At 31.5% G+C, this 15,689-nt stretch carries 11 protein-coding genes; 2 read left to right on the forward strand and 9 right to left on the reverse strand.

Annotated elements, in window-relative coordinates; all coding sequences use genetic code 11:
* The first annotated feature begins 4 nt into the window (after nucleotides 1-4).
* Entirely contained in the window at nucleotides 5-865 is an 861-nt protein-coding gene (locus AC3IPI_RS11450; protein ID WP_489159089.1) for a hypothetical protein, read from the forward strand.
* Here the strand turns inward: AC3IPI_RS11450 and AC3IPI_RS11455 are convergent, their stop codons facing one another.
* Nucleotides 866-4,600 (reverse strand): metallophosphoesterase, encoded by a 3,735-nt coding sequence (locus tag AC3IPI_RS11455; RefSeq protein ID WP_489159090.1) that lies wholly within the window; start codon nucleotides 4,598-4,600, stop codon nucleotides 866-868.
* A 25-nt stretch (nucleotides 4,601-4,625) separates the two neighbouring features.
* On the opposite strand from AC3IPI_RS11455, the gene AC3IPI_RS11460 reads away from it, so the two are divergent.
* Nucleotides 4,626-5,807, forward strand: a complete 1,182-nt coding sequence (locus AC3IPI_RS11460) for a Pycsar system effector family protein (protein ID WP_489159091.1) — start codon at nucleotides 4,626-4,628, stop codon at nucleotides 5,805-5,807.
* A gap of 207 nt (nucleotides 5,808-6,014) precedes the next feature.
* On the opposite strand, the gene AC3IPI_RS11465 is transcribed toward AC3IPI_RS11460, so the two are convergent.
* The 8 genes from AC3IPI_RS11465 to AC3IPI_RS11500 form a co-directional block, all read right to left on the reverse strand.
* Complete coding sequence (locus AC3IPI_RS11465; protein ID WP_039116064.1) at nucleotides 6,015-8,378, reverse strand: GAF domain-containing protein; 2,364 nt, start codon at nucleotides 8,376-8,378, stop codon at nucleotides 6,015-6,017.
* Between the two features lie 145 nt (nucleotides 8,379-8,523).
* The gene (locus AC3IPI_RS11470) at nucleotides 8,524-9,582 is read right to left on the reverse strand and encodes a nucleoid-associated protein (protein ID WP_039116062.1); all 1,059 of its coding nucleotides are present in this window, start codon (nucleotides 9,580-9,582) and stop codon (nucleotides 8,524-8,526) included.
* Between the two features lie 43 nt (nucleotides 9,583-9,625).
* Nucleotides 9,626-9,985, reverse strand: coding sequence for a four helix bundle protein (locus tag AC3IPI_RS11475; RefSeq protein WP_039116060.1), 360 nt, complete (start codon nucleotides 9,983-9,985; stop codon nucleotides 9,626-9,628).
* Between the two features lie 107 nt (nucleotides 9,986-10,092).
* On the reverse strand, nucleotides 10,093-10,632 hold the full coding sequence (locus AC3IPI_RS11480; RefSeq protein ID WP_039116059.1) for an IS1096 element passenger TnpR family protein: 540 nt from the start codon (nucleotides 10,630-10,632) through the stop codon (nucleotides 10,093-10,095).
* 272 nt (nucleotides 10,633-10,904) lie between these two features.
* Entirely contained in the window at nucleotides 10,905-12,485 is a 1,581-nt protein-coding gene (locus AC3IPI_RS11485; protein ID WP_039116057.1) for an MDR family MFS transporter, read from the reverse strand.
* A gap of 76 nt (nucleotides 12,486-12,561) precedes the next feature.
* The gene (locus tag AC3IPI_RS11490; protein WP_039116055.1) at nucleotides 12,562-13,641 is read right to left on the reverse strand and encodes an HlyD family secretion protein; all 1,080 of its coding nucleotides are present in this window, start codon (nucleotides 13,639-13,641) and stop codon (nucleotides 12,562-12,564) included.
* 12 nt (nucleotides 13,642-13,653) lie between these two features.
* Nucleotides 13,654-14,985 (reverse strand): TolC family protein, encoded by a 1,332-nt coding sequence (locus AC3IPI_RS11495; RefSeq protein ID WP_039116054.1) that lies wholly within the window; start codon nucleotides 14,983-14,985, stop codon nucleotides 13,654-13,656.
* Nucleotides 14,975-15,604, reverse strand: a complete 630-nt coding sequence (locus tag AC3IPI_RS11500; RefSeq protein ID WP_489159092.1) for a TetR/AcrR family transcriptional regulator — start codon at nucleotides 15,602-15,604, stop codon at nucleotides 14,975-14,977. Before AC3IPI_RS11500 ends, AC3IPI_RS11495 begins: the two co-directional genes overlap by 11 nt.
* Between the last annotated feature and the right edge of the window lie 85 nt (nucleotides 15,605-15,689).

Consider the following 15,689-nt stretch of genomic DNA (forward strand, 5'->3'; position numbering starts at 1 on the left):
TTATATGAAAAATTATATCTCAATTATTGTTGCATTTATTTTGTTGGCTTGTCAGCAAGATTCTACTGTATTAAAAACATTATATTCTTTGCCTAAAAAATTAAAAGAAGTTTCAGGAATAATTTATTCTTCTGAAAATAGTACACTTTGGACATTAGAAGATAGTGGTAATGCTAATGAAATTTATGGATTAAACGCTCAAGGCGAAATAGCAAAAACGGTAACTATTACAAATGCAACAAATGTAGATTGGGAAGATATTACCAAAGATAAAGCAGGGAATTTATACATTGGCGATTTTGGAAACAACGATAACATTCGTAAAGATTTATGTATTTATAAAATCGATAAATCGGCTTTAGGAAAAGAAAATGCTGTTTCTAGTTATAAAATTTCATTTGCATATCCTGAACAAAAAGATTTTCCTCCTAAAAAATCCGAAATGTTTTACGATGTCGAAGGTTTTTTCGAATTTAACAATAACTTCTATCTATTTACTAAAAACCGAAGCAAGAATTTTGACGGAACTGCTTCTATTTATAAAATACCAAATGCGGCTGGAAAGCAAAAAGCGACTTTGATGGGCAAGTTTAAAACATGTAGTAATTACAATCATTGTGCAATTACTAGTGCTGCAATTAGTCCAGATGCTAAAAAAGTAGTTATCTTATGTCATGATAAAATAATACTTTTTCAAGGTTTTCAAGGAGATAATTTCCTTAAAGGAACGCAAACAGAAATTGATTTAGATCATTTTTCTCAAAAAGAAGCTGTTGCCTTTAAGGATAATAAAACGTTATTAATAGCCGATGAAAAAACAAAAAAAATAGGAGGTAAGGTATATGAGTATAGTTTTAAAAAATAATTAAAACCCAAACCCTATACCAAACGCAATTCTAGCTCTTTCGTCTACGCTTTTAAAATAAGTAAGTCTAGCAGTGATCACATCCAATCCGTTGAGCCATAAACCGCCCCCAAAGGATTGGTGCCACTTGTTAGAATCTTCTCCTGTAACCCAAACACGACCATAGTCAAATCCGCCAAGAATTCCGTAAGACATAGGTAAAATGCTTTTTCTTATTTTTCCTAAATTCCAACGGATATCACTACTTTGATAAAAAGATTGGTTTCCTAAAAAACGTTGGTTTCTGTAACCTCTTAAATCGTAATCTCCGCCCAAAGTTGCTCCTTGATAAAAGTCGAAATTATTATTAAAGAGAATTTTTGATTTAATAATAGTTGCAAAAACAAATTTACCATTAGAATCAATTTTGTGATTAAAGTTGATTTTACTTTCTAGCGTTGGGAAATTTTGTTTGCTATCATCCAGATTCATTTTCCAGCTTCCGGCTACCGAAAATCCAAATCCCATAGATGGGAATGACACTAGGTCGTAATTCTCAAAACTATATTTTACTGTTGCACCAGCAAATTGCTGACTCTGAAAAACATCAGGACTAGCAGCTCCGGGAACATTTATAAATCTTCCAGAGGTTTCTTCGATTCGGATTTTTTCAAAAGTTGTGGCAAAGTTTATTTCACTACCATATTTACCTACTTTTTTAATAGATGGAGTTACTTTTAGAGCTCGCATACGAACACGGTTATAATCCATACCTAAATCCTCATCATTATTAACAGTTTCATTACCATAACCAAAATAGTTAATCGTAAAGTTAGGACTGGTTAAAATCGATTGGATATCAAAATCCCATTTGCCTAAAACTTTAGGAAAATGCCCATCATAAATAAGTTCGTACCCATTGGTTGCAAAAAAGTAATTAGCCTTTAATATGTGTTTTTGAGTATATGGATTTTGCTTGAATCTGTTTACAGTATAGTTTGCAATAATACCCAGTTTTACCCCGTCATCTGGATTATAACCCCCAAAAGGCAAACCAGAGAAAGCATTGTATTTTACTTTTTGATAGTCATAAAGGTTTGTATCATAATCATCTGTAAGCACTGTTTTGGTTTTAGAATCTAAATCGTATGTATTGTTTTTTGATTTAAAATCATAAATTTTCACCCTTTTTCCGTTAGTTACAGCATAGGTATCATTATTTTGTCCGCCGATTAAACGAATATTTATTCGAGAATTATAATCTCCTTTTACTTCAAAAACATCGTCATCATCTAATCCGTAAATCCAAAGGTTTTTAGTTTTTCCTGCAGTGAAATTTTTGGTATAAAGAAATTCTTCTCCTGTTTTCTTGATGCGATATACATCTACATCGAGTTTGTTTTTTGCTTTATGCGTGATTATAAATTTATCTTTTTTATCGGTTCCAACTATTAAAACAGTTTTTTCTAAAACCTTATAATATTCAGTCGCATATTTTTGAAGTTCTTTTTTTCGTAGTTTTAATTTGCGTTTAATGTCAGTAATAGTTCCATCTTGTACTTCTTTCGGTAAATTATTAAAAGCTGCATCAATATCGGCATCGCTAAGATTCTCCTGAATGTATTTGGCTTGATCAATCCAGTCTTTTTCATGAGCCGTTTTAAGGAATGCAATGTCTTGTGGATAAGGTTCACGATTAAACCATTTTACATTTTTAATATCATCTTTAAACGTTTGCATATGGCGTAATGCAGGCATATGCATTAAAAGAGAAAGTAATGCACCATCATATTTTGTAAAAGCCTGATCTCTATCTCTGGGAATTGGTTTGTAAACTACTTTATCACCTTCATGATATTCTCCCCAACGCCATTGATCATTATGTCTGTCCCAATCGCCAATAAGCATATCAAATAATCTTGCTTTTATGTATTCTTTTTCGTCGATGGTATATTTTTCATCCTTATGAAGATTTTTCATTACATCATCGGTACTAATAATATCCAGTGGATTACCAAAGGTTTTTTGAGTTATCTGACTACTAGATGGGCGTTCTTCGACCATGTATAATTCATCTCCAAAATTATAATTATACCCTTTAAGTGTTTCTTGCTTAGGGATGTAATATAATTCGGGATTTGTATGAGAAACACCTATTTTATCTGCCAGATTACCTACTGCAAATGGAGTATATGGGTGAGAAGTGGTATAAAAGTCGAATAGAAAGTTCTCGGCATAGGTTTTATCAAATTGATTTTCGACAAATTGATCCTTAAATGCTACTGCCTGAATAAAACGGGAAGCACTTTTTTTCAGAGCACGCATTACATACTCTTTACCGTCTTTATCTACAATTCGTAAGGATTTAGATTGATGTCCTCCGCCTTCGCGTTTTGGTTTTATACCTCCAAAAAGAGTATCTAAAGAAACTGTTTTAGCATCAATTGGCATGCTGTAATATTTTCTGTAATGTTTCCCAAATAAGAATTTATGAAATATACTTTTTTTAGTCATTTCAGGCGAGTAAATAGAAGCTTTGGTAATTGCATTAAACTTACTTGGCATATTCTCATGGTAAACAGTATCTTTTACTGTTATAATATTCTGATCAAACAAGAGCTTTTCTTTATTGTTCTCGTTACCGAAAAAAGCAAGTCTTGTATCTCCATTTTTGTAAAGAGACAATGTGGCATAACCATTTCCGCCGTATGAAAAATCATTAGGGAATACAGCTTTTGCAGCTTCAGATTTTGAACCTGCACCACTTATAATTTGCTTAATACTACTATTGTTAATGTATTGTAGGTTATGGTCATGACCAGAAATTACAATTACATTATCTTGACTTTGTAAAAGCGTTTTTACTCTTTTTATAAACTGTGTATAAGTTTTATTTTGGATGTCTTGCGGGCTTACTCCAGATGTTTTTCTGATTAAGTTTATTACTGAACCAATTACTGGTAGTGGAATCTTTTGTTCTAAAGGGAATAATTGTTTTTCTAAAGAAAATTGACCTCCATGCGTACCATTACTCATTAAAGGATGATGAACTGCAATAAGAACAGTTTTGTCTTGATTTTTGTTTAAGATACTTTCCAGTTCATCAAAAAAGGCCTCACGAGTTTTAATGTCGCAATTGTCATTGATAGTTGGGTTATCATCCCAATCTTCTAGAAACCACTGGCTGTCTATAACAATTAAAGTAGTTTTTTTATTGATTTTTAATTCTTCGATAGCACAAGTTTTTTGTGGCAAGAATGCTTTTTTATCGTTTAGGTAGGTAGTCACAAATTTTGATTGACGTTCCATCCCTTTAATTCCACTATACCAATCGTGATTACCAGGAATAAAGATTGTTTTTCCTTTGTAACCTTTAGTTAATTCTAGCTGGTTTGTTAGTTTTTTTTCGGCAAGAGCTTTTGCTTCAGGATTATCAGTATTAGGAAAACCTTTAGGGTAAATATTATCGCCCAAAAATAAAAGGGTTGAGTTTGTATTTGAATTTTGAAGTCTTTTATGCAAAAGCTCAAGCGTTTGTTGCGCTTGTTCTTCGTCAGCATTTCCTGCATCTCCAACTAAATATAGAGTATGGGCAATTTTTGAAGTATCTAATGCGTTTTGTGAAATAGGATTTTTGACATCTTTACCTAATTGGGCGTGATGTGTTGCACAAGATTGAATTAAAAATAAACCTGAAATTCCAATTAAATAAGCGTTAATCTTATTTATAAAATGATTATCCGAAAACAATTTCATAATTTAGTAGTATAAAAATATGTTTATGACCCTATTAGAGCAGTCCGAAGATTTTGTTTATAACTTACTCAAAGATAAACTTTCTATTTTATATTCATACCATAATTTTAACCACACAACGAATGTTGTAAATGCTGTTAAAGAGCTGTGTGCCAATGAAAATGTAGGGGTAGATGATAAAGAGATGCTTTTGGTTGCGGCTTGGTTTCATGATACGGGGTATATTAAAGGGAATAACAATCATGAAAAAGAGAGTGTAAGAATAGTAACCGATTTTTTAAGTGATAAAAATAAATCTCCTGAGTTTATCAAAAATGTTTCAGATTTAATAGCAGCAACTACAAAATGTTATGAGCCTAATACTCATTTAGAAAAAATTATAAAAGATGCTGATTACGTTCATATTACAACCAGCGAGTATGTTAGCAGTTGTGAATGTTTAAGAATGGAGTGGCAAAATACTGAAAATAAAGTATTTTCGGATGAAGAATGGGCAATCGTAAATTTGGACTTTTTAGAAAATAAACATCATTTTTATACTGATTATGCCAAAGAAAAATGGCAACCTTTGAAAGAAAAAAATTTAAAAAAGATTCATAAAAAAATGGATAAGCAAGAATCGAAAATTAGCGAAGAGTTAGGAGAAGTAACTAAAAAGAAGAAAAATAAATTAGAGAAACCTGATAGAGGAATTGATACTCTTTTTAGAGTAACACTTGGTAATCATACCCGATTAAGTGGTATTGCCGATAGCAAAGCAAATATTCTTTTGTCTGTAAATGCTATTATTATTTCGATAGCACTTTCTACAATTATTCCCAAATTAGATAGTCCTAAGAATGCACATTTAGTAATTCCTACTTTTATAATGTTGATATCGAGTGTTATTACTATAATTTTTGCCATACTTTCGACAAGACCGAAAGTTACAACTGGAGTTTTTACGCGTGAAGATATCGAAGCAAAAAAAATCAATTTATTGTTCTTCGGGAATTTTTATAAAATGCCTTTGCACGAGTACGAGTGGGCTATGAACGAAATGATGAAAGACAAAGATTATCTATACGGTACAATGATCAAAGATTTATATTATCTAGGAGTTGTACTCGAAAGAAAATACCGCTTGCTAAGAGTTGCATACAATCTTTTTATGATTGGTATTATCATTACAGTCTTAGCATTCGTTATTGCTTTTAGAACGCTTTAGGTTTATTGGTCTCATATATAGTTTAAAACTATGTGCTTTAGTGCATTTCGCTTTAGCTTCTAAAAAAAATATTTTAGCCACAAATTACACAAATTTTCACAAATTAATTAGCGCTAATTTGTGTAATTTGTGGTTAATAAATAGGTACTGTAGCCTTGCAGACTTTGAGTCTGCCAACCAAATCTTGGACTTTTAGTCAATAGTGGTTTATTTTAATTCATCTAATAAATCTTGATATGTAATTTTTAGAGCAGCTGGTACGTTGTTTACCACTTTTACACGAATAGCTCTTAGACCAGATACACCTTGTAAATCTTCTACCTCAAATTGTTCTATTTGAGGTTCTAGAATTTTCTTGAATTGTAGGTATTTAATATATTTTAAATACTCTGCTTCTTCACTATTATGAGAATATACAATTGTTATTTTTTCTTTTTCGGTAATACGCTCTTTACTATCCTTGATGTGTGCTTTGTCTATACGTTTCTTTACAACTTCGTATCGTGCATTATAAGTTCCGTCTACATCAAAACGTTTTTCGTCCATTCTAAAACGGATAGAAATAGGGGAGCTAAAGACTAAAATTAGCGAGGTAACATCAAGGTCATATGGCAATGAAGTTTTAAGCTGATGATGCTCTAATTCCATTTCGCATAATGTTTGTAACTGCCACAATCTTAAATTATGCAGGTACATGACATCAAATGGTTTTGTAGGTGCAATAGAAGCTCCTATATATAAATTGTGCTCTACGCCATCCGTTTTGAAACGTTCGTAATAATGCGGATATATTTGTTGTGCTTCAATTTGTTTTTTGTCAAGAATGGCAGCAAGTTTTTTATTGATAATAGACATTGCATTATCAAATTTCTTTCTTTCCTGATAAAATAAACCCGTTTTTTCGTCTAGACTTTCAAAGTATTTTTGTTCAAGTTTTTCTGCTTTAGAATTGCTTTTAGTGTTTTTTAAAATCGGATGTATTTCGTCTTCAATATATCGCTGAATGTGTTGTTCAGAATCTGCTTTTAATGGCGAATCAAGTTCTTCCAGAAGGGAATGTAATTCGAACTTGCGTTGCTCCAGAAGAATTAGATTTGAATTTTCTTTTTGATTTTCAAAGATTTCCAGTAACATTTCCAATTGATTTTTTAAATCACATTTTACTGTTTCATTTCGGTGTTCCGATGAACCTTTAATGTCAATTTGTCCGTATAAAGGAAAAACTTCTTTAAAAACAATTTCTTTAAAAATATAATCTTTTGTCTGATTGCTATTTTGGAAATATTTTTCGGATTCTTTTCTAAATTTCCAATAAACACTCGGGTGGATAGTTGTATATTCTCTTTGAATTACTGCTTCTATCTGGTGTTGCATATCGATATTATATCTTTCAATAGTATCGACTAAATAGGGGATTACCAAGTTTAGTTTGTTTGCATTTATTGTATTAAGCACTCTTGGGTCAGATGAAACCAATTCTACAACGCCCAATAAATGACCATCTTTTATAATTGGAGCAAAAACACAACTGTTTATGTTTTGTTTTAGTAAATGTTCGCCAAGTTTTTTATTTTCTGATTCCTCAATAAATTTTTTGACATTAGAAATTACAAGAGGTTCTTTTTTACTTAATAGATTTTCAAATGAACATCCAAAAAAAGCATTTTTACAATCTATTTCCTGATCTTTTGAAAGTAAAAAACTTTGCAGTTTATTTTCAAATTTCATCGGTCTAATAAATTTTTCTTCTTCAGGATTGTAAATGATGAAACCTACTTTTAAATTAGGAACCTTAAAGATTGATTTGAAGATGCTTGTTATGATTTCGTCGGTTGCAACAGTTTTTGCATCTGATTTTAATAGATTACTTTTAAAATTAGAAATAGCATTCTCTGTAGTAGCATCAAATAAAACAATAATACCAAAACCTTTTAGTGTCCAGCTCCCAACAGGAAATTTCTCTTTCCACAAAGCAATATCATCGTAATTGTCAATCAATAGATCGATGTCTTCTTGCGTTAATTTTGGAGCATTATCAGAAGGAATGATTTCCATGAAATCTGCATTATACAAAATGCGATAATGATTTATGATTCCGTTAGCATCTGGAATATCATAAAAAAAAGGTTTATTGAAATCTATATTTTGTTTGTAGTAAACGCCTAATATTAAACAACAATTAGTTATATAAAATTCTTGTTCATCGAAGTCGCGTATGGTTACGTCAAAATTTGTACCTGCATCTTTAAGTATCTTTTTGAATCTTTCGGTATAATTGAATGTGAAGTTCTGAAATGGTACCGTAACAGCTTTAATTTCATTATTGGTTAATGCTGTTGGGAATAAATCGGCTAATAAATGACTGATTAAAGTTTCATTCTTTTTAATCACTGAGAAATCTTCAATTCCTGTTCTAAATTCTGGAAAGTTCTCTACTTCTTTCAAAAGCGCCTTGGCATAATTAGAACGATAATCGATATCTGATTGTGCAATTTGCTCTAAAACTTCAATAATTTTATGAAATGAGATTAGAGTCTTAAAAGGGCTTTCGTTGAATAAATGATATTTCATAGGAGTATTATTTATTAGTATACAAAATTACTAATAAACAGAATCTAAGCCCTTTATTTTTGCCTTTATTTTTATAAAAAAAGCCTCAACTATGGTAGTTGAGGCTTTGATTTTGAGTAAGTGTGAAATTGAATAAGAATTAATATTAACTCTTCTCTTCTTTGTTGAAATAAACTAAGTAATAATACATTTGTTTTTCTTCATCCCAACCTTTTTCTACAAATTTTTCGGCACTTTCAGGATTAATAAAATCCATCTTGATTTGTATATGTGTGTCTAAGTTGATAACGTTTTTGATTGATTTTCTTGCATCAGAAACTGCAGAGTTGGCAATAGGGAAGGTTGTAATATCTTCGATACTGTATTTCTCTCCTTTATCAACTTTGTAGTTTTTAAATTCAGGAATTAAATCTGGATTGTCTAATACTTCGTTTAGGAAATTTTGCTCTTCAAACTGATCGTTCTTTGCGAAATAATTCACAGAACGGTTCATAAACATTACTTCTTCTTTTTTATCTTCTGCTGGCAATACTACATCTTTTGCAAAGCTCTGACAGAATTTTAAGTATTTCTTGGTGATGAAGTTTTCATCTTCAAAGGCATCTACAGATAAAAAGTGCTCTAACCAGTAACGTGCGTCATAACGGTTGCTATCTACAGTTAGGATTTTATACCCTTCGTCTTTTTTATAATTAAAAATCAAACACCCTTTGTCTAATTTATTAAGGTTGATACCTTGTTGCAAAATCATTTCAAGGTTGCTGTCTTTTTCTTCAAATTGTAAAAAGTCTGCTTGTAATTCGCTTTTAAAAATTCCAATTGCATCAACAACATTATTATCGATACTTAAATTGGTTAAATACGTTACATAAACCTCACCGTTTTTAATGTGCGGGTGGTTTGATTGCTCGTATAAATGTGTCGTAATTCTTTTTGAAACTTCCTGTAAATTTCCTGGATTGTCAAAAATCTCAGTAGCATATTTAAACATGTCGTTATAATCCAAATCGACTTCGTGTGCAAACTGATAATAGTTTTCTTCTTTCTCTCTAAAAGGCTTGAAAAAGTATTCTTTTATCAGAGGAACGATTTCGTCATTTAAATTAAATGGCTGGTCTGATAAAAAAATAGCTTCGTTTCTGCTCTTGTTTCCTACGCGGTGAATCGCAAGCGTGTCGATGTGGGTGTTGAAAAGGTTTATCATTTTTTTTAGGTTCTGAGGTGCTAAGTTTTAAAGGTACTGAGATTTAGCTTCTTTCTTTTAATTTATTAATAAAAGAAACTAACATTCTTTCTACTTCTCGACTATCCTCATATAAATTATTAAATTCGTCTTCGTTTAGATATGCTATGTTTTTAGCAATTTCTAATTGTGTTTGCATTTCAAATAAAGAACCTATTGAAATGTTTAAAAAGCGTAAAAAATCTTTGTTGCTTTCTCGTCCAAATCCTTCAGCAATATTGCTTGGAATTGAAATCGAGCTTCGTCTTATTTGTGAAGTTAATCCGAAGACTTCTTCTTTTGGAAAATTATTTGTTGAAATATAGATTTTGGTAATTAAGGACATCGATTTTTGCCAGATTAAAAGCTTTTTGAAATTACTCATATTTGAAAATTTAATTTCAATAAATATAAGAAAAATCTTTAATTTTTTAAAACTTAGAATCTTTGCAACTTAGTCCCGAAACTTCGGGATTGAACCTTAAAAAAAAACTAATTCCAATTCTCTTCAAATCCATAATCTTCGAAACTATCGTCTCCTTCGAACATATCTAAATCGTCTTCGTCTAAATCATCTTCAAATTCGCCATAGATATCATCATGCATATCTGCTTCGAAGTTTTTTTCTCCTGAATCGTCTGGCATTTCACCATGAGAGAAAAGTGTTTCTGGATAAAGATTACCAGCAACTTGGTCTTCTACTGCAGCTAGTTCAACCAAAAATGTCCACATATGGATAAAATCGTAGACATATATAATCTTAGTGTTTTCTTTATCTAGTATATCTGATAAAGTATAATCACTCATTGTTTTTTGTTCGCCAGGAACATCTCCGGTATCAAAAAGTGGAATTTCATCTTCTTGATTCCAAGTTTCATCGCAGGTATAAAATGAAGCTACTTCCATTCCGTCAAAACCAAAAGAATTGAAGATGGCGTTGTGTAAATCTTCTAAAGTATCTTCTTCAAGAATTGCTATATCTCTAAAAATATCTTCTTCTGCATCTAGAATTACTCTAAATTTATAAACCATAACTTAACTATTTTTTTGTTTTTATTGCTGCTAAAAAGCAAGTGCAAATATACTCTATAAATATTATTTCGCAATGAAATAAATCTTTATTGTGTTTGGTAATACCGCATAATTATTCGTAAGAAAGTTTTATATTATGTGGTTCGTATTTAATAATAAAGATAGTTTTTTATCCTAAATAATGTATGTAAAAATAAAAAGCCGTTGCGAAAAAACTTTCGCAACGGCTTTAAATATATATACTTAAGATTGTTTATTTCAGGTCTGCTTTATTAATGCATTGCATCGGCAGGGTTGATTTTATTTTTTCCTTTTTTGATCAAAAGGATAATAGGAATACAGCATAAAAACATAATACCTAAGTACATAAATATATCCATGTATGCTAAAACGGTACTTTGTTTCATTACCGAATAATCGATTACCTGATAGGCTTTATTTAAAGCTTCATTACTACTAAATCCTTTAGACATAAATCCTTTTTGTAGTATAGCAACTCTTTGTTGTACTTCAAATTTACTTGCGTCTAAATGAGATACTAAATCTACACGATGTTTCTGACTGAATCTCGTAATAAAGGTGGTGATAATCGCAATACCAAATGACCCTCCTAATTGTCGCATCATTCCTGTAAATGCAGCTCCCTCACCAATATGTTTTCCTTGCAAGGTCGAAAGTGATAATGTTGTTATAGGTACAAAAAGTAATCCTAAACCAATACCTCTTAAAATTAATGGCCAGTATAAATGTTCAACTCCTGTGTCGGGAGTCATATTATTATACATCATAAAGGTGAAGAAAAAGAAAATCAAGAATCCAACTCCTACCATATATCCTTGCGGAACTCCTCTCTGAATTAATTTACCAATAATAGGCATCATAAAAGCGGTTGTAATCGACCCCGGAATAAGTAATAATCCGGCATCGGTCGCTGTCCATCCTAAGACAGATTGTGTATAAATCGGGATAATCAATGTTGATCCATAAAGTCCAAACCCAAGAATGAAACACATTATGGTACCAATACGGAGATTTCCATCTTTAAGTACACTCAAATTTACAATTGGATGTTTATAGGTGAGTTCTCGCCAGATAAATAATACTAGCCCAAAAACGGTTACTACACTTAATGTTACAATCAATGAATCATTGAACCAATCGTCTTGTTGTCCGTGTTCTAAAACAAATTGTAAAGAACCAATAAAGGACGCCAAGAATATTATTCCCCACCAATCGACTTGATTGGCTTTTAGTTTTTCGCCATATTTTGGACTTCTTACGAAAGAAATTGCCAAAATTGTAGCAATAATCCCTAATGGAATATTGATATAAAAAATATACGGCCAAGAATAATTATCTACTAAATATCCTCCCAAAGGCGGACCTAAAGTTGGACCTACAATAACTCCCATTCCGTAAATTGCCTGAGCCATTCCTCGTTTGGCAATAGGATAACTCTCGGTTATAATGGTTTGCGCAGTAACTAATAATGCTCCACCACCAAGCCCCTGAATAAATCGGAATGCAATAAGTTCCCAAATATTGGAGGCATTACCACATAAAAAAGAAGATAAGGTGAAAATTATAATCGACGTTACAAAATAATTTCGTCTTCCAAATTGTTGTGACAACCAACTCGTCATTGGGATTACAATAACATTTGCAATAGCATAAGCTGTAATAACCCACGCAACGTCTGTTAATGTAGCACCGAGACTTCCTCTCATGTCGGTTAAAGCTACGTTTACGATAGTTGTATCTACGATTTCCAGCAAAGCACAAAGTACTGCGGTTATCGTAATTAAAACTCGTCTGTAGCCATATTCTACTAAATCATCTTCTACTTTTACCATTTTGTTGTATTAGAATACTTTTCTAAAATGAATGTATAATCCTTTCCAGGATGTTTAATCCTGGATAAGTGCAATTTTATTTTATATGTACATCTACATCCACGTTCATTCCTGGTCTCAATAATTTTACTTTTTCGATATCATTATCAGCGTCCAAGTTGATTTTTACAGGTAATCTTTGAATTGTTTTTACAAAGTTTCCAGTTGCATTATCAGGAGGAAGTAAAGAAAAACGTGATCCTGTTGCTGGAGAAAATGAAGTAAGAGTTCCTTTAAATTCATGATTAGGATAAGCATCTACTTTTAAAGTTACTTTTTGACCAACAATCATTTTGTTAAGTTGAGTTTCTTTAAAATTAGCTACAACCCAAGCTTCAGAGTTATTGATGATATAAAATAAAGATTGTCCTGGCTGAACTAATTGTCCTGGTTGGATATCTACTTTAGAAACCTGACCGTCAATTGCTGCAGTAACCACAGTATAAGACAAGTTTAAATGAGCAACATCTAATAGTGTTTTTGCTTTTTTGATATTTGCAGCAGCAACTTCAGTTTGTTTATCAGTAGCCTTAGATTTTGCCTGAATAACTGATTTTTGGTAAGAACTTGCTTTTTCTTGTTGTTGTAAAACACGTACTTGACTTTCTGCTTCTTCTTTTGCAGTTAATGCTTTTTCGTACTGTTGTTTTGTAATCGTATGACTTTTGTACAAGTTATTGTAACGGTTGTAGTCATTAGTTATTTGTACCAATCTAATTTTAGCACTTTCGATATTACCACTAGCAGATCTTACATTTGCATCCGAAACTGAGATGTTTGCCAAAGCACTTCCGATATCTGCTTTTGCAGCCTCAAATGAACCTTCAGCACCTAATAAAGCAGCATTAGCTTCATCAATTTTTAATTGGTAATCTCTTTTGTCGATTGTAAATAAAGTATCTCCTTTTTTTACAAAGTCATTATCTTTTACATAAACCTTACTAATATATCCCGATACTCTTGGGATAATTGGGTTCATTTTTTTCTCTATTTGAGCATCATCCGTTTCTTCGTGAGCAAGAGAGTGCATGTATTTGTAGATCCCGTAAGTTCCACCAACTAGAACCAAAAGTGCTAGTATAATTATAAATTTGGTATTTGTTTTTTTCTTTTCCATGTGGGCTGTCGATTATATTTTTGTAAGATTGAATGATTGTGATAATTGTCCTGTTTTTGAAAGCATCTCGTAATATCTCTGGATGATATCGGCTTTAGATGTTGCTGTATTTACTTTGGCACTAAGATGTTCTACATCAGCTTCAAGTAAATCGTTGGTATCAGCAAGGCCATTGTCGAATTTATCTTTCAGGATTCTATAATTTTCAGATGCTTGCTCTAATGCTAAGTCATAAACAGCACTTTGTTTTACAGCTAGATTATAGTTTTCGATAGATTGTTGTACTTCGACTTTAATATAATTTGTCAAAATTTCTTCAGAGCTTTTTACTTCATCTGCTTTGCTTTGAGCTTGTTTTATATCAGCTCCTTTTTTTAATATACCGCTAAGGTCGTAAGAAACGCCAACACCAAAGTTCATTGCATTTTGTACCGTAAGAATATTTCTAACATCTACAGCAGCATAACCACCTAATAATGAAACTGAAGGATAGTAAGCACTTTTTGCCATTTTTATGTTAGACTCGCTTGCTTTTTCTTGGTAACGTAATGCTTCCAGATCTTTACGATTCTCTAAAGCAGGTTGCTCATTTGTAGGGATATTATCCATTTTATAGTTGATAAAATCACTTTCTCTAACATAAAGCTTAGTTGTAGGATCTAATTTAAGTAAGGTTATCAAATAATAATTCAAAATATTTAAATTTTTATTTGCTTCATCTATAGATAATTGGATTTTAGAAACTAACAATTGAGATTTCAATAAATCATTTCTCGGAATGATTCCGTTTTTCTCTAATTCAATAAAATCAGTTACACGTTGTTTAGCTTGTTTTTGATCTTCGTTTAAAAGGTCAATTGTCTTCTGAGCTTTGTATAAATCAGCATAGTAATTTACAACTCTTAAAGCAATGTCTTCTTTAGTTTTTAATGAAGTAGCAATTTCTGCCTGGTATAAATTTTCAGATATTTTAATACTATTCTGAATTTTAAAACCTGCAAATATTGGTAAACTTGCGCTAAGTTGACCTAACATCAATTGATCAGGATTTGGCATTGATCCAGAGCCAGAACCACTTTCTTGATTCATTTTTAAATCTACTTCAGCACCAGCCAACCTTTGGTATTGTCCAGAAGCTTTTAAATCTGGATATTGGTTGTTTTTAATAGATCTAAGTTCATACTTTTTAGTGTTGACTTTTGTGTTAGCCAACGTGACTTCGTCACTCTTCTCCCATGCTATTCGTACAGCATCATCTAGGGTAAGACTCGTTTTTTCTTGAGCTTCTAATGAGGAAATTCCGACTAGGAAAATCCCAAAGAGCATAATTGGATTAATTTTCATAAACAAGTAAGGCTTTTATAGTTTGTTGAATGTGTTTTGTTAAGTGTGTTTTTATGTAATCGTTATATAAAGCTTCGGTATTTAAATTCAATATTTTTTCGAAGAAGACTTTATTCATATGGAAATGAAAAAAAGTTCCAAGAATAGTAGGAGTGATTAATGGGATAATAACATCTTTTCGGAAAACACCTTTTTCCTGACCTTCATGGATAATGCTTTCCAATGATTTAAGATTGCTTTTCTTTAATTCGGTAAAGTGATTTAAAGTTTTTTCTCTTTTTTTAGATGTCAATTCAAAATGCATAATTCTGAAAATCCCTCCATTGCAGTTAATCTTGTTGATATAAAGTTCGATTAACTTATTTACTTTATCGATAGGTTCTAAATCTTCTTGTAGTAAATTTTCTAATTGTAGTTTCAGATCCGATGTTCGATATATAATCAACGATTCGAGTAATCGTTCTTTGGAACCAAAATAATACGACACCATGGCAATGTTAATTTTTGCTTCTTTGGCAATATTTCGTATCGAAGTTCCTTCAAATCCTTTATCAGAAAAAAGTTTTTCTGCAACCTTGAGAATTTGAATTTTTTTCTCGTTTAATTCGATGTGTGACATGAGTGAGTTTCTAATCGGGTACAAAATTAAACAAGTGTTTAATTTAAACAGTCGTTTAGTTTTTATTTAACATAATTTTAACTAA

This window comes from Flavobacterium sp. GL_143, assembly GCF_057834355.1.

Bases quoted from the DNA above. Each gene is read 5' to 3' on its own strand.
- AC3IPI_RS11450 (WP_489159089.1), top strand. From the start codon at position 5: ATGAAAAATTATATCTCAATTATTGTTGCATTTATTTTGTTGGCTTGT.
- AC3IPI_RS11455 (WP_489159090.1), bottom strand. From the start codon at position 4,600: ATGAAATTGTTTTCGGATAATCATTTTATAAATAAGATTAACGCTTAT.
- AC3IPI_RS11460 (WP_489159091.1), top strand. From the start codon at position 4,626: ATGACCCTATTAGAGCAGTCCGAAGATTTTGTTTATAACTTACTCAAA.
- AC3IPI_RS11465 (WP_039116064.1), bottom strand. From the start codon at position 8,378: ATGAAATATCATTTATTCAACGAAAGCCCTTTTAAGACTCTAATCTCA.
- AC3IPI_RS11470 (WP_039116062.1), bottom strand. From the start codon at position 9,582: ATGATAAACCTTTTCAACACCCACATCGACACGCTTGCGATTCACCGC.
- AC3IPI_RS11475 (WP_039116060.1), bottom strand. From the start codon at position 9,985: ATGAGTAATTTCAAAAAGCTTTTAATCTGGCAAAAATCGATGTCCTTA.
- AC3IPI_RS11480 (WP_039116059.1), bottom strand. From the start codon at position 10,632: ATGGTTTATAAATTTAGAGTAATTCTAGATGCAGAAGAAGATATTTTT.
- AC3IPI_RS11485 (WP_039116057.1), bottom strand. From the start codon at position 12,485: ATGGTAAAAGTAGAAGATGATTTAGTAGAATATGGCTACAGACGAGTT.
- AC3IPI_RS11490 (WP_039116055.1), bottom strand. From the start codon at position 13,641: ATGGAAAAGAAAAAAACAAATACCAAATTTATAATTATACTAGCACTT.
- AC3IPI_RS11495 (WP_039116054.1), bottom strand. From the start codon at position 14,985: ATGAAAATTAATCCAATTATGCTCTTTGGGATTTTCCTAGTCGGAATT.
- AC3IPI_RS11500 (WP_489159092.1), bottom strand. From the start codon at position 15,604: ATGTCACACATCGAATTAAACGAGAAAAAAATTCAAATTCTCAAGGTT.